Origin of the sequence: Orenia metallireducens (assembly GCF_003001995.1) — a bacterium.
Classification (GTDB): domain Bacteria; phylum Bacillota; class Halanaerobiia; order Halobacteroidales; family Halobacteroidaceae; genus Orenia; species Orenia metallireducens_B.
Genome location: NZ_PVNB01000011.1, coordinates 22,340 through 37,573 on the forward strand (window position 1 = coordinate 22,340; position 15,234 = coordinate 37,573).

Annotated in this window: 13 protein-coding genes and 5 tRNA genes; all 18 read left to right on the forward strand. The window is 34.1% G+C overall.

All coding sequences use genetic code 11. The features are described from left to right. Window positions 1-4: 4 nt before the first annotated feature. The 18 genes from BX659_RS09030 to yihA all read left to right on the forward strand — a co-directional run bounded on the left by BX659_RS09030 (window position 5) and on the right by yihA (window position 15,173). Entirely contained in the window at window positions 5-577 is a 573-nt protein-coding gene (locus tag BX659_RS09030; RefSeq protein ID WP_097018223.1) for a hypothetical protein, read from the forward strand. A gap of 129 nt (window positions 578-706) precedes the next feature. Beyond that, a complete protein-coding gene (locus tag BX659_RS09035) occupies window positions 707-1,447 on the forward strand; it encodes an MBL fold metallo-hydrolase (RefSeq protein ID WP_097018224.1) in 741 nt (246 codons plus the stop codon). Between the two features lie 169 nt (window positions 1,448-1,616). Continuing rightward, window positions 1,617-2,462: a fumarate hydratase gene (locus tag BX659_RS09040; RefSeq protein ID WP_097018225.1), complete on the forward strand. Its 846-nt coding sequence runs from the start codon at window positions 1,617-1,619 to the stop codon at window positions 2,460-2,462. 97 nt (window positions 2,463-2,559) lie between these two features. After that, window positions 2,560-3,093: a Fe-S-containing hydro-lyase gene (locus tag BX659_RS09045; protein WP_097018226.1), complete on the forward strand. Its 534-nt coding sequence runs from the start codon at window positions 2,560-2,562 to the stop codon at window positions 3,091-3,093. 191 nt (window positions 3,094-3,284) lie between these two features. Then, a complete protein-coding gene (gene rph / locus BX659_RS09050; RefSeq protein WP_097018227.1) occupies window positions 3,285-4,031 on the forward strand; it encodes a ribonuclease PH in 747 nt (248 codons plus the stop codon). 3 nt (window positions 4,032-4,034) lie between these two features. Next, window positions 4,035-4,619 (forward strand): XTP/dITP diphosphatase, encoded by a 585-nt coding sequence (locus BX659_RS09055; protein ID WP_097018228.1) that lies wholly within the window; start codon window positions 4,035-4,037, stop codon window positions 4,617-4,619. Between the two features lie 84 nt (window positions 4,620-4,703). Beyond that, window positions 4,704-5,189 (forward strand): metallophosphoesterase family protein, encoded by a 486-nt coding sequence (locus BX659_RS09060; RefSeq protein ID WP_097018229.1) that lies wholly within the window; start codon window positions 4,704-4,706, stop codon window positions 5,187-5,189. A gap of 143 nt (window positions 5,190-5,332) precedes the next feature. Continuing rightward, window positions 5,333-5,409: transfer RNA gene (locus tag BX659_RS09065), tRNA-Pro, on the forward strand. A gap of 101 nt (window positions 5,410-5,510) precedes the next feature. Further along, window positions 5,511-5,587, forward strand: a tRNA-Gly gene (locus BX659_RS09070). A 92-nt stretch (window positions 5,588-5,679) separates the two neighbouring features. Then, window positions 5,680-5,756: transfer RNA gene (locus BX659_RS09075), tRNA-Arg, on the forward strand. A gap of 127 nt (window positions 5,757-5,883) precedes the next feature. Then, window positions 5,884-5,960 (forward strand) — tRNA-Gly (locus BX659_RS09080). A 269-nt stretch (window positions 5,961-6,229) separates the two neighbouring features. Next, a tRNA-Arg gene (locus BX659_RS09085) sits at window positions 6,230-6,306 on the forward strand. Between the two features lie 633 nt (window positions 6,307-6,939). Continuing rightward, window positions 6,940-8,217, forward strand: a complete 1,278-nt coding sequence (gene tig / locus BX659_RS09090; protein ID WP_097018230.1) for a trigger factor — start codon at window positions 6,940-6,942, stop codon at window positions 8,215-8,217. Window positions 8,218-8,411: 194 nt separating this feature from the next. Further along, entirely contained in the window at window positions 8,412-9,008 is a 597-nt protein-coding gene (clpP, locus tag BX659_RS09095; RefSeq protein ID WP_097018231.1) for an ATP-dependent Clp endopeptidase proteolytic subunit ClpP, read from the forward strand. Between the two features lie 20 nt (window positions 9,009-9,028). Next, window positions 9,029-10,282: an ATP-dependent protease ATP-binding subunit ClpX gene (gene clpX, locus BX659_RS09100; RefSeq protein ID WP_097018232.1), complete on the forward strand. Its 1,254-nt coding sequence runs from the start codon at window positions 9,029-9,031 to the stop codon at window positions 10,280-10,282. 126 nt (window positions 10,283-10,408) lie between these two features. After that, window positions 10,409-12,097 carry an ATP-dependent protease LonB gene (gene lonB / locus BX659_RS09105; RefSeq protein WP_097018233.1) on the forward strand — a complete coding sequence of 563 codons (1,689 nt, stop codon included), beginning with the start codon at window positions 10,409-10,411 and terminating at the stop codon, window positions 12,095-12,097. A 150-nt stretch (window positions 12,098-12,247) separates the two neighbouring features. After that, entirely contained in the window at window positions 12,248-14,599 is a 2,352-nt protein-coding gene (lon, locus tag BX659_RS09110) for an endopeptidase La (RefSeq protein ID WP_097018298.1), read from the forward strand. Then, window positions 14,589-15,173: a ribosome biogenesis GTP-binding protein YihA/YsxC gene (gene yihA / locus BX659_RS09115; RefSeq protein WP_097018234.1), complete on the forward strand. Its 585-nt coding sequence runs from the start codon at window positions 14,589-14,591 to the stop codon at window positions 15,171-15,173. The genes lon and yihA overlap by 11 nt, the downstream gene beginning before the upstream one ends. Window positions 15,174-15,234: the final 61 nt, after the last annotated feature.

The window sequence follows — 15,234 nt, forward strand, 5'->3', positions numbered from 1 at the left end:
TATAATGTTATTTGATTATCTAGAAGAGAAAAAGTGGAGTGATATATCAAGAGAAGAGAGATTTTTTGTTTCTGAATTATACCATGATTTTAAAAGAGATAAAGAACAGTGTTTATCCTTTATAAAAGAAAATATTATTGGTGATAATAAAACTGATGTCATTAATATCATTAGTGATGTAGAGAATGTAGAAGTTGCTTTTGAAGTCTGCCTTTATAGAGATTTATATAAATACTTAGGGAAAAGCATCCAAAAATCTATATTTCCTCAAAAGCGTACCTTTGACTTATGCATATTCACAGAAAAGGGCATATTGATTATTGAAGCAAAGGCTAATCAAGGTTATGATGGGGAACAGTTGTTAGATATACAAGAAGATAGAGATATATTTTTAAAAGAGATCTTTAAAGATAAAGATATTAAAATTGCAATAATCTCTATTCACTCAGGGAAGTATAATCCTCATAGACCAACATTAGAATATTTTGATGGTTATTTAACCTGGGAACAGATATCTAATAGATATATCGACAATAAAGCTATCTATCAAAGAGCTAATAATATTTATAGGGACTAATCGATACTTAATTATCGGAATATTTTCTAAGAAAAAGTTCATCATAATAATTATAAAACCATAAGTGACAATAAGCTTTTATTTATCACTCATTACCCGTTAATCGTCACTAAATCTGGAGGTGTTACCATGAAACTAACAGTTCTAGGCAATCGTTCTCCTTTTCCAGTTAAGGATGGAGGATGCCCCAGTTACTTATTAGAGTCTGATAATCAGAAGATATTAATAGATATCGGTCCTGACTCATTACAGGAGTTAAACAAGCATATCAACTATTATGACTTGACTGCTATCGTGATCTCCCATCTTCATGGAGATCATTTTCAGGACTTATTGCCTTTACACTATGCTATAATGCTCGATATCATGGCTGGTAGGCGAAAGGAAGCTTTAGCAGTTTACTTACCCTTTGATGAAGGACAAGAGCTAGATTTTATCAGGTCAAAGGTAGGTAAGGAGTATCATCTGCAGCCAATTGATGAGTCTATTAAGTTAAGCTTTGGAAACTTAAACTTTTCTTTTAAGCGAACTAAGCATCCTAAGGAATGTTATGGAATGAGGATTAGCAATGGTACTAAAATTTTAGGTTACACAGCTGATACTGGTTGGGATGAGAGTTTAATCTCTTTTCTAAGTAGTACAGATTTATTAATGGTAGAATCCAGCTTGTTAGAGCAGGATAAGGACAAGACTAAGCTGGGACATCTAACTGTCAAAGAAGCAGTCAACTTTGGGGTACAAGCCAAGACTAAACAACTGCTCTTAACCCATTTAGGAGCATATTATCCTAGAGAAGAGATTGAAGCAGAGGTAGAACAAGTAGATATTCCTGTGGAGATTAGCAGGGTAGGAGTGAGTTATCAAGTGTAATCTTAATTACTAATTATAAATCCTAAAAGGACTTTCCTCTATTTAAGCAGAAGTTATAGAGGGGAGTCTTTATTTTTGGGATTTAATATTGATATTTAGCCAATTATTTGTAAGTATATAGATGAAGAGAACTATCAACTTTCAATTATAAAAATAGGGAGGCAGTAAGATGAGAACTATAAAAGCTGAGGAGATTAGTAGAGCAGTAGCCAAGCTTTGTATTGATGCAAACTATAACTTAGGAGAAGATATAGTTAATGAGTATAAATTAGCATATCAGCGAGAAAACTCTGATGTAGCTAAGGAGATTTTACAGCAGCTAAGTAAGAATGCTGAGATTGCCAAGGAGGATCAAGTACCAATCTGTCAAGATACAGGGATGGCTGTTATCTTTTTAGAGCTGGGACAAGACTTAAGGGTAGTTGAAGGAGATTTATATCAAGCTATTAACCAAGGTGTAAGTGCTGGATATACCGAGGGTTATTTGAGAAAGTCTGTAGTTAATGATCCTTTGATTCAACGGAAGAATACTGAGGATAATACTCCAGCAGTCATTCATACCGAGATTGTTCCTGGAGATCAATTGAAGATAACAGTAGCACCAAAGGGATTTGGTAGTGAGAATATGAGCCAGTTGAAGATGCTTAGACCGACTGATGGAGTAGAAGGGCTTAAAACCTTTGTCTTAAAGGTAGTCAAGGAGGCTGGACCAAATCCCTGTCCCCCTATTGTAGTAGGAATAGGAATTGGAGGAACAGTAGAGAAGGCAGCACTATTGGCTAAGAAGTCTTTATTAAGACCTCTAGGTGTCTATAATGATGATGAGAAGTTTAAGAATTTAGAGCAAGAGCTATTAGAAGAGGTAAACCGATTAGATATTGGACCACAGGGTCTAGGAGGACTGACAACAGCTCTAGCAGTAAATATCGAAACCTATCCAACCCATATTGCTGGATTACCAGTAGTGGTTAATATCAACTGCCATGTAGCACGACATAAAGAGGTAGTTTTATAAAAAGTGTGAGTGTGAGGGATTAGTGTGAGCTAAAAACTAAGATGCTTTAATACTCACACTCACACCGACACTGATACTAATAAAGGAGGATTAAATCATGGCTAAAGTTAGCTTAACAACGCCAGTTACAGAAGAGCAGATTAGGAGTTTAGAAGCAGGAGATAAGGTCTTATTATCTGGAGTAGTCTATACAGCTCGTGATGCAGCCCATAAGAGGTTGGTTGAAGCTTTAGATGAAGGGGAGGAGTTACCCTTTGCAGTAGAAGGAAATGCTATCTATTATGTAGGACCATGTCCTGCCAAGCCTGGAGAAGTAATAGGTTCTGCTGGGCCAACTACTAGTTATAGAATGGATCCTTTTGCACCAAGGTTAATCAAAGAAGGATTAAGAATTATGATTGGTAAAGGTGAGCGAAATGATGAGGTAATCGATGCAATGAAAGCTCAAGGTGCTGTTTATTTAGGTGCAATTGGAGGAGCAGCAGCCTTAATCAGCAAATGTATTAAAGAAGCAGAGGTTATTGCCTATGATGATTTAGGAACAGAAGCAGTAAGAAGATTGCTAGTAGAAGATTTACCTGTTATCTGTGTGATTGATAGCCAAGGTAATAACTTATATAGAAGAGACTAACATTAAGTTTAAATTTGAGTTTGAGTCTAAGTCTAAGAATTATTTCCACTTAATCTTCGGCTCGCTCTTAAACTTAAATTCCATTTCTACAGGATAATTATTATAATTATTGAAAGAATAAAATAGAGCATATAATTATGTTAACACAAACACCATACATAGAAAAATACGTTTGAAAGGGAGAGATGTTAATGTCAAGAGTTGATGGTAGAGAGAGAAAAGAGCAATTAAGAGAGATTAAAATAACTAGAAATTTTACTAAATATGCGGAAGGTTCTGTGCTAATTGAAGCAGGAGATACAAAAGTAATCTGTAATGCCAGTGTTCAAGATAGTGTTCCTTATTTCTTAAGAGGGCAAGGTCAAGGATGGTTGACAGCAGAATATTCAATGCTACCTAGAGCAACCCAAGATAGGAATGTTAGAGAGGCAGCGAAAGGTAAGTTAAGTGGACGGACTCAAGAGATTAAACGATTAATTGGTAGAGCACTACGCTCAGTTGTTGATTTAGAGAAATTAGGTGAGAGGACTATCTGGATAGATTGTGATGTTATCCAAGCAGATGGAGGAACGAGAACAGCCTCTATCACAGGAGCTTTTGTAGCGATGGTAGATGCCTTTTCTTATATGATAGAAAATAAAATGATTAGTCAATTACCATTAAAAGATTTTGTAGCAGCTGTAAGTGTGGGAATAGTAGATGGAGAATTATTATTAGACTTGTGTTATCAAGAAGATTCTAATGCTCATGTAGATATGAACCTAGTAATGACAGGCAAAGGTGAGATTATAGAGATACAAGGAACAGGAGAAGAAAACCCATTTTCAAAAGAAAATATGTTTAAGCTAGTTCATATAGCAGAAAAGGGAGTAAAAGAGTTGATTCAATATCAAAAAGAAGCTTTGGGCGAGACGGTGGAGATGTTTAAGGGGGAGTAAGTAATGAAGCTGTTTTTAGCAACGGGAAATCAACATAAGATAGAAGAGATGAAGAAGATCTTAGCAGATACAGATATAGAGATTCTTTCTAAAAACGATATTGAGACCATGCCAGAGGTGATAGAAGACCAAGATACTTTTATTGGTAATTCCCTTAAAAAGGCTAGAGAGATTGCTGAGTATATAGGTATGGCTACTATTGCCGATGATTCTGGCTTGGTTGTTCAAGCTTTAAATGGTCAGCCTGGGGTGTATTCAGCCCGTTTTGCTGGGGAGAATGCTACGGATCAAGAGAATAATCAAAAGTTATTAGAATTATTGAAAGATATCCCTCTAGCAGAGAGAGAGGCTTATTTTATCTGTGCCATGGCATTTGTATCTACTGAAGGTAAAGAATATACGGTAACAGGTAAGTGCCATGGTCATATTACTTTTAAGGCACAAGGGGAAGAAGGATTTGGGTATGATCCACTATTTATTCCTAAGGGATATAAGAAGAGTTTTGCCCAATTAGGAAGTGAAGTTAAGAATAAGATTAGCCATAGAGCTAAAGCTTTAGATAAGATGAAGGATTATTTGATAAAATAATTGTATCAAGTTATAAGTATAAATAACCACAGGTTTAAACCTGTGGTTATTTATACAGTTAAATTATAGTTAGGTGGTGAAATCATGAAGCTGGCAGTATTCAGTGATGGACATGGACAGGGTCAAAGAATCAATCAAGTGGTACAAGAATTAGCAGATCTTGATTATATCATATATGCTGGAGATATAGTTGGAGATTTGGAAGAAGTGAAGGTATCAGAAGATGTAAAGATAATAGCTGTAAGAGGTAATTGTGATTATAGTATAGAATATCCTGAAGATCAATTGGCTCATATAGGAAATAAAAAATTTTTTTTAACTCATGGTCATAATTATATGATTAATTATGGATTGGACAAGCTATATTATAAAGCAAAGGAAGTAGAAGCAGATATAGTAGTTTTTGGTCATAGCCATCGGCGCTATGTTGTTGAAGAAGATGGCATTTTATTCTTTAATCCTGGAAGCATCTCTTCGCCTAGAGATGGTAAAGCTCCATCTTATGGTATAATTCAAATTAGAGATAATGGGATAATTTATAAGCATTTTGATTTTAAATCAAACAAATAGGATATTATAGATATATGGAGGAAAGAAGAGAATTATAGATCTAATTTATAATAATGATTATTATTCAACTTTTCTCCCTTTGACCTTGTCCCCTTTTTTATGTATACTATTAAATGTCGTAAGCGAGGTAAGTGGCAAAACAACGGAGCATGGCGCAGTTTGGTAGCGCACCTGGTTTGGGACCAGGGGGTCGCAGGTTCAAATCCTGCTGCTCCGACCATTTAAATACAGTGAAGAGTAACGAGTGAGAAGTAAGCAATTAAGATCTTAAAGTTCTTAAACTAGTCACCGTTCACTACTAGCTGATTACTGATTTTACATGCGGGAGTAGCTCAGTTGGCTAGAGCACCAGCCTTCCAAGCTGGGTGTCGCCAGTTCGAATCTGGTTTCCCGCTCCATTATTACAATTAATAATGAATAGAGAATAATTAATAATTTGAATTCTTTTATTTATTATTTATGAATTAGTATGTATTAATTGTTTTACTATGTGCCTGTAGCTCAGCCGGACAGAGCAACGGCCTTCTAAGCCGTGGGTCAGAGGTTCGAATCCTCTCAGGCATGCCATTTTAATAAAATAGTTTCATTTAGAATAAACTGCTTATAGGCAGTATATTTTTTTATGTTTAAAACTTAGTCAATTTGAGATTAAAAATTTAAATTTTTAAACTTTAACTAGTAACTAAAGTATTGTGCGGGAGTAGCTCAGTTGGCTAGAGCACCAGCCTTCCAAGCTGGGTGTCGCCAGTTCGAATCTGGTTTCCCGCTCCATCATTACAATTAACAATGAATAAATAATAATTAATATAGAAGTTGAAATAATGTTTTTCTTAAAGAATTAAAAAATCTTTATTTGCAATGAATTAACACGAATTACAATAATCAAAGGCAAAAGAATAAATTAATAATTTAGAATTATCTTTGGTTTAAATTTGCGTAAATTAGCTAGATTCGTTGCTAAATGAGTTTAAGTATTGATTTTTGATCAATGAAATTCTTTTTGTTATTTGTATACTATTATTTATTAATTGTTTTACTATGCGCCCGTAGCTCAGCTGGATAGAGTAACTGACTACGAATCAGGAGGTCGCAGGTTCGAATCCTGCCGGGCGCGCCATCAACTAAAAATTGTTAAATTTAGTTAATATATAGATTGATTAACAAACTTTATACATATTTATTAAAGTAAATTCATATTTTAAAATATATCTGTTTTCTAAAATCCTACTATAAGACCTCGGAACGACTACTAATTGTCGTCTCTCGAGGTATTGTTTTTATTTATGAGCTATCTTTAAATTCTTATAGAAATTAAAAGATTTTATTATTACTGCTGTTTTTTTAATTTAATATTGATTTTAGTCTATGTCTTTATATTCTATTAGTATTGAGTATAAGGATATATATAGTTGTATAACCTTACCATAAAACTAGTAAGGAATAGAGGTAGAATAATATAAACTTAACTTTAGCTTTTGTTCTCTACAAATAGACATTATATAATGTCTATTTGTAGAGATTAATTTTCAATTTATTATGTAGAATGTTTTTATAAAATTGACTAAAATATAAAGGAGATTCTATGATTGTATAGAAGTAGTCAATAATATAGAGTGCTTTTTGTATGATAGATATATTCTGAAGTTACACTTCTTCTTTAAAATATAAACTGAAGATAAGAGATAGTAGCTTTTGGATAAATGAAATAAAATACATATAATTACGTATAATAATATAAGGAGGAAATATAATGAAGGTAAGCAAAGAAAATATTGAAGAAAACAAGGTTGAATTAGTTATTGAAGTTAGCGAAGATAAGGTTGCTAGTGCTTTAGATAAAGCTTATAAAAAAGTTGTTAAAGAGGTTAATATTCCAGGATTTAGAAAAGGGAAGGTTCCTAAAAGTATTTTAATCAAGAAGTTTGGAGCAGAAGTATTACATAAAGATGCTTTAGATATTTTAATTCCTGAAGCTTATTACGAAGCTGTACAGGAGACAGAGATTGAACCAATTGCTCAGCCTGATATTACTGATGTATTCATTGAAGCAGGAAAGCCTGCTAAGTTTACAGCTGAAGTAGAAGTAAAACCAGAGGTTGAACTTGGAGAATATAAGGAACTTGGAATCGAAAAAGAAGAGGTAAATGTAAGTGATGAGCAAGTAGAGGAAGAATTAAACCACAAAAGAGGTCATCATGCTCAATTAGTAGCTACTGATAGAGCAGAGGTTCAAGAAGGAGACCATACTGTAATCGATTTTGAAGGATTTTTAGATGGTGAAGCTTTTGAAGGTGGAGCTGGAGAAGATTATAATTTAGAGATCGGTTCTGGTCAATTTATCCCAGGATTTGAAGAACAATTAGTTGGAGTTAAAGTTGGAGAGGAAGTAGAGGTTAACGTTACTTTCCCAGAAGAATATAATGCTGAAAATTTGGCAGGGCAAGATGCAGTCTTTAAAGTAACTGTTAAAGAGATTAAGGTCAAAGAGATGCCTGAGTTAGATGATGAATTTGCTAAAGACTTAGAATTTGAAACTTTAGATGAATTAAAAGCAGATATTAAAGAAAAAATTGCTGCTAGAGAAGAAACAAGAGTAAATAGAGAATTTGAAAATAAATTGGTTGATGCTATAGCAGATAATACAGAAGTTAATATACCAGAAACTATGGTCGAAAATGAAATTGATAATATGCTAGAAGGGTTTAGATATCAAATTATGCAACAGGGATTTGAATTTGATCAATATCTAGAGATGTCTGGAATTAAAGAAGAAGATATTAGAGCCGATTATAAAGAAGCGGCTGAAAAGAGAGCTAAAGCTAATTTAGTCTTAGAAACAATTGCTAAAAATGAAGGAATTGAAGTAAGTGATGAGGATTTAGATGAAAAATTAGCTGAAATTGCTGAACGTCAAGGTCAAGATAAAGATCAAATAAAGATGTTCTTACAGATGCAAGGTCAATTAGCTTCATTAAAAGATAGCTTGCAAATGGAAAAGACAATTGATTTTTTAGTTGAAAATAATTAATTATTGTTAATCTTAATCAACTCAGAGAATTTCATAAATTGCCTTAATTCCCCTAAATAGTAGAATTAGCTATTGTGATATGCTTATCTAATCTAGTAATTATTCATAATAAAAGATTCTTTTATGAAATTCTCTAAAATAATAGGTTTAAAAACTTTAAATATGGGTATAGTTAAAAGAAGGAGGGGAAAGTTATGAATTTGGTACCAATGGTAGTTGAGCAAACTAATAGAGGAGAGCGTTCTTATGATATCTATTCTCGTTTATTAAAGGATAGAATTATCTTTCTTGGTAGTCCAATTGATGATAGAGTAGCTAATTCAGTAATTGCACAGTTATTATTCTTAGAAGCTGAGGACCCAGATAAGGATATATACATATATATCAATAGTCCAGGAGGTTCTGTTACAGCAGCTTTAGCAATGTATGATACAATCCAATACATTAAGCCTGATGTGTCTACTATTTGTATGGGGTTAGCTGCTAGTGCTGGAGCTTTATTATTAGCAAGTGGAACTAGTAAGAAGAGATTTGCTTTACCTTATTCTAGAATCATGATTCACCAACCAATGGGTGGTGCTCAAGGTCAAGCAACAGATATAGAAATTCAAGCTAAAGAGATTCTTGAATTAAGAGATATTATCAATAATATTTTAGCTGATCATACAGGACAGCCAATTGAGAAGATTCAAAAAGATGTAGATAGAGATTACTTTATGTCAGCTGAAAAAGCCAAAGAGTATGGTCTAATAGATGAGGTTATCACTCGCCAAACTGAGTTGGAAGGGTAGATTAATAAAGGGGTGATATAATGTTCAAATTTGGAGACGAGAAAGGCCAATTGAAGTGTTCTTTCTGTGGGAAAGTCCAAGATCAAGTCAAGAAACTTGTGGCTGGTCCTGGTGTCTATATTTGTGATGAATGTATTGAATTATGTAATGAGATTATTGAAGAAGAGTTAAATGAAGAGATAGAGTTGAACTTAGAAAGTGTTCCAAAGCCTAAAGAGATTAAAGATATTTTAGATGATTATGTAATTGGACAGGAAGATGCTAAAAAGACTCTAGCAGTAGCTGTTTATAATCACTATAAAAGAGTTAATTCAGGTATGAAAGTCGATGATGTAGAGCTAGAGAAGAGTAATATCTGCTTAGTAGGACCTACTGGTTCTGGTAAGACATTATTAGCTAGAACTTTAGCTCGTATTTTAGATGTTCCTTTTGCAATAGCAGATGCTACATCTTTAACTGAAGCAGGTTATGTAGGCGAAGATGTAGAGAACATTTTATTGAAATTAATTCAAGCTGCTGATTATGATATCGAGAAAGCAGAAAAAGGAATTATCTACATCGATGAAATTGATAAAGTTGCCCGCAAATCAGAAAATCCATCTATTACTCGTGATGTTTCTGGAGAAGGGGTACAACAAGCTTTGCTTAAAATATTAGAAGGAACAGAAGCAAGTGTTCCTCCACAAGGTGGGAGAAAGCATCCTCACCAAGAGTTTATTCAAATTGATACCTCAAATATTTTATTCATCTGTGGTGGTGCTTTTGCAGGAATAGATAAGCTCATAAAATCTCGCTTGAATACTAAAGTACTTGGTTTTGGTGCTGATATTCAAAGTAAGAAAGAAGAGAATATCGGAGAGATATTAAAGCATATTAGATCACAGGATTTATTGAAATATGGATTAATTCCAGAGTTTGTAGGAAGAATTCCAGTTGTTGTTACATTAGAAGAGTTAGATGAAAATGCTCTTGTACAGATTTTAACTGAACCTCGCAATGCATTAATTAAGCAGTATGTTAAATTCTTTGAGCTAGATAATGTAGAGCTAGAGTTTAGTGAGGAAGCTTTAAAATCAATTGCTAAAAAGGCATTAAAACAGGAGACAGGAGCAAGAGGATTACGTTCTATAGTAGAAAATGCGATCTTAGATATCATGTATGATATACCATCAAGAGATGATATCGCTAAGTGTATTATCACTCAGGATGTAATCGAAAAGAGAGAAAAGCCTAAATTGGTTACAATTGATGAAACAAAAGAGGAAACTGCTTAAATATTTAAGCAGTTTCTTTTCTGTTTAAGGATAAAATCTCTTCCTAAGGTTATACTAATTTATGACAAATTAAATCAGGCTTTTGAAAATATAAATTGCCTGAAAGGCCATACAGGAGGAGATTTAATGAATCTTGCAATCAATGTTTTTAGTATAGTTCAATTATTTTTTGCTATTGTAATTGGTATTTACTTTTGGAATATGCTCAAAAAACAGAGAAATAGTAAAGTAGCAATAAATAGAGAGTCAAAAAAAGAGATGGAAAAATTATATAAAATGAGAAGGCGGTCTCTGACAGAACCTTTATCAGAAAAAATTAGACCTAGTGATTTTTCTGAAGTAATTGGTCAAGAAGATGGATTAGAGGCTTTAAGAGCAGCTTTATGTGGTCCTAATCCTCAGCATGTAATTATTTATGGGCCACCTGGGGTTGGAAAGACAGCAGCAGCCCGTTTAATATTAGAAGAAGCTAAAAAAAATCAAGACTCTCCCTTTGACGATGAGTCTAAATTTGTAGAGATGGATGCAACTACTGCTAGGTTTGATGAACGTGGAATCGCTGATCCTTTAATTGGTTCAGTCCATGATCCTATCTATCAAGGAGCAGGGGCGATGGGTACAGCTGGTATTCCACAACCTAAACCTGGTGCTGTAACAAAAGCCCATGGAGGAATTCTTTTTATAGATGAGATTGGGGAGTTGCATCATATACAGATGAATAAGTTGCTAAAGGTTCTAGAAGATAGGAAGGTCTTTTTAGATAGTTCTTATTACCATGAAGATGATAAGAATATTCCACGCCATATCCATGAAATCTTTCAGAATGGACTACCAGCAGATTTTAGATTAATAGGTGCTACTACTAGAGGACCAGAAAATATTCCACCTGCTATTCGTTCTCGTTGTTTAGAGGTTTATTTCAATCCTTTAGACCCTAATCATGTTGAAAGGATTGTAAATACTGCAATAGCAAAGATTAATTTCAGGGTTGAGGATGGAGTTATTGATGTTATTAAAAAGTATGCTGCCAATGGAAGGCAGGCTATTAATATGGTGCAAACTGCAGCTGGTATTGCTCGAACAGCTAATCGCTTTATTATTAGTGTTGCAGATATAGAGAGGGTAATAATGAATGGTCGTTATAACCCTAGACCTATGGATAAGATTCCTGAAAGTCCACAGGTTGGTGTTGTTAATGGATTAGCTGTTATTGGTGCTAATATGGGTACTGTGAATCAATTGGAGGTTTCAGCTAATGAAGTGGGTGATGGTAAGGGAAATTTAAATATTACTGGTATTGCCGAAGAAGAGGAACAGGGGAATCAATATAGAAAGATTAGAAGAAAGAGTATGGTCAAGGGTTCAGCTGAGAATGTTATTACTGTTTTGAGTAAGATTATGGATGTTGATTTACGAGATTATTTTATACATATTGACTTTACTAGTGATGCTGTTGTCGATGGTCCTTCTGCTGGGATAACAATGGCAGTAGCTCTTTATTCGTCTTTAACAGGATATCCCATAGATAATACAGTTGCTATGACTGGAAAGATATCAATTAATGGTATTGTGCGTCCAATTGGAGGGGTTGTTCCTAAGGTAAGGGCAGCTATTAGAGCAGGGGTAAAAAAGGTATTGATTCCAGCAGATAATTGGCAACAGATATTTAATGGCGAAGAGTTTGCACAAATCGATATAATTAAAATAACTACTTTTGATGAGGCTTTGCGAGAATCAATATTAATAGAAGAAGTAGAAGAAGAGAAGCTTAAAATAGATCTAGATTCTGACCTTGTCTCTGCCCCTTTGGCATAATCAAATAATTACCATTATTTTCAGTCTTCAAGGTCCAATTATCAACTTGATTAAAAAGAATTAATACTAATAACTTAAAGTAATTGAAGGACTTTAATTGTGATTAATAGAATAATGATAGGTGATGATTCTATAAATGGAGGTGTAGTTATGGCTAAAGAGTTAAAAAATGAGAAGAAGAAGAGAAATTCTATGCCCTTATTGGCCTTAAGAGGGTTAGTTATATTCCCAAATATGATAATTCCTTTGCTTGTTGGCAGAGAACAATCTTTAGAAGCTTTAGAAAAAGCAATGGTAGAGGATAAAGAGATTTTATTAGCTGCTCAGCATGATGAGACTGTTGAAGATCCAACTAAAGATGATATTTATAATGTAGGTACTGTTGGAGAGATAAAACAGTTAATGAGATTGCCTGATGGAACTGTTAAAATCTTAGTAGAAGGATTAAGAAGGGTAAAGATTGCAGATTTTATTCAAGAAGAACCTTATTTTGAGATTGGAATTGAAGAGATTCTGCATGAAGAAGAGGTAGATACAGAGATAGAGGCCTTAATGAGAGGGGTAATTAATAGTTTTGAGGAGTACATAAAGCTTAATAAAGTAGTACCACCAGAAGCTATGATGACAATAATTAATATAGAAGATCCTGACAGGTTAATTGACATCATTGTTTCCCATATCTCTTTAAAGGTTAAACAGCAACAAGAGATTTTAGCTACAATCTCTTATGAAGAGCGTTTAACTAAGTTATATAAGCTTTTAGAGAAAGAGATAGAGATTTTAAAGGTTAAAAATAAGATCAATAATGAAGTTAGAAAGCAAGTAGAGAAGAGGCAGAAAGAGTATTATTTAAAAGAGCAGATGAAAGCGATTAAGAAAGAGTTAGGTGAAGAAGATAGCTTTACTGAAGAGATAAATGAGTACAAATCTAAATTAGAAGAACTAGAGCTACCAGAGGATGTTGAGAAGAAGGTAGAAGAAGAGCTGGATAAGCTTCAAAAGATGCCTAGAAATTCAAGTGAAGGTGTTGTAGTTAGAAATTATTTAGACTGCATATTTGATTTACCATGGAATAATTACAGTGAAGATAAATTGGTAATTAAAGAGGTAGAAAACCAATTGAATGAGAAGCATTATGGACTAGATGATGTTAAAGAGAGGATTTTAGAGTATTTAGCTGTTAGAAAGTTAAGTGATGAGCTAAAAAGTCCAATCTTATGCTTAGTAGGACCTCCTGGGGTTGGAAAGACCTCATTAGGTAAATCTATTGCAAACTCTATCAACAGAGAGTTTGTTAGATTGTCTTTAGGGGGGGTTAGAGATGAAGCTGAGATTAGAGGACATCGTAGAACTTACATAGGTGCTAGACCAGGAAGAATAATAAATGCTATGCGTGATGCAGGAACGATGAATCCAGTCTTCTTATTAGATGAGATTGACAAGATTACTAGTGATTTTAGAGGTGATCCTGCAGCTGCTTTATTGGAAGTATTAGACCCTGAACAGAATAATGATTTTACTGATCATTATTTAGAGTTGAGCTTTGATTTATCTGATGTTATGTTCATTACAACAGCTAATACTATTAGCACCATTCCTAGACCATTATTAGATAGAATGGAAGTTATCAGCCTTTCAGGCTATACCGAAGGTGAGAAGATAGAGATTGCTGGGCGCCATCTATTACCACAGCAGATTAAAAATCATGGATTGATAGAAGACAATTTTAATCTATCAGAAAATGCTCTCAAAAAGGTTATTAGAAATTATACTAGAGAAGCTGGTGTAAGGAGTTTAGAAAGAACCTTAGGAAAAATCTGCCGTAAAGTAGCTAAAGATGTTGTAGAAGGAAAAGAGACTGCTACTAGAATTGATATCAGAAACTTAGACAAATATTTGGGAATTCCTAAATATGATTATGGTAAAGCTGAAGGTGAAAATAGAGTTGGGGTAGTAACTGGATTGGCTTGGACTCAATTGGGTGGAGATATACTCGATATCGAGGTGTCGATTATTCCAGGTGATGGAAAGTTGATCTTGACTGGTAAATTGGGAGATGTAATGAAGGAGTCTGCTCGAATAGCATTAAGTTATGCTAGAACTAAATCTAAAGAGTATAATTTCCCAGAAGAATTCTATAAAAAATATGATATCCATGTCCATGTTCCTGAAGGGGCTATTCCTAAAGATGGACCATCGGCAGGAATTACTTTAGCAACTGCTTTAATCTCTGCTTTATCAAACAAAGAGGTAGATGGAGAAGTAGCGATGACAGGAGAGGTAACCCTTAGAGGTAGAGTTTTACCAGTTGGTGGAATCAAAAGCAAGGTCTTGGCTGCCCACAGAGCAGGAATCAAGAAGATAATTTTATGTAAGAAGAATGAAAAAGACTTAGAAGATATTCCTGACAATATCAAGCGAGATTTAAATTTTGTCTTAGTTGAAGAGATGGAACAAGTACTAGCAGAGGCAATAGTGGAGGGCGATGAAAATGAAGATTAATAATCCGGAGTATATTCTTAGTGCAGTTTACCCTAAGGACTATCCCTTTCATCATCTTCCTGAAATTGCTTTAGCAGGTCGTTCTAATGTAGGTAAATCATCTTTGATTAATAAGGTTGTTAATAGAAAGAAGATGGCCTTTACTAGTTCTAAGCCTGGGAAAACCCAAACAATCAATTTCTATCAAATAGATAATTATTTCTACTTTGTAGATTTACCAGGCTATGGATTTGCCCGAGTATCCAAAGAAGAGAAAGAAGAATGGGGTAGAATGATTGAGAATTACCTAATTAATCGTAGTAACTTAGAGGCTTTGATATTAGTAATAGATGCTCGCCATAAACCAACTCAAGATGATGTGCAGATGTTGGATTGGATAATTGAAATGAATATGCCTGCTATGATAGTGGCTACTAAGGTAGATAAGCTTAAGAAGAGCCAAAGAAAGAAGCAAGAGAAGTTAATTAAGGATACTTTGCGTATTACCGATCTTGCACCTTTTACCTTCTTTTCTACAGAAACTGGAGAAGGTAAGGATAAGGTGATTCAATTTATTGGTCAGTTTATGGATTAAGACAAGCAGCGAGTTAATAGTTGACAAGAAGAACTATTAATTATATGATAATATGTGATAG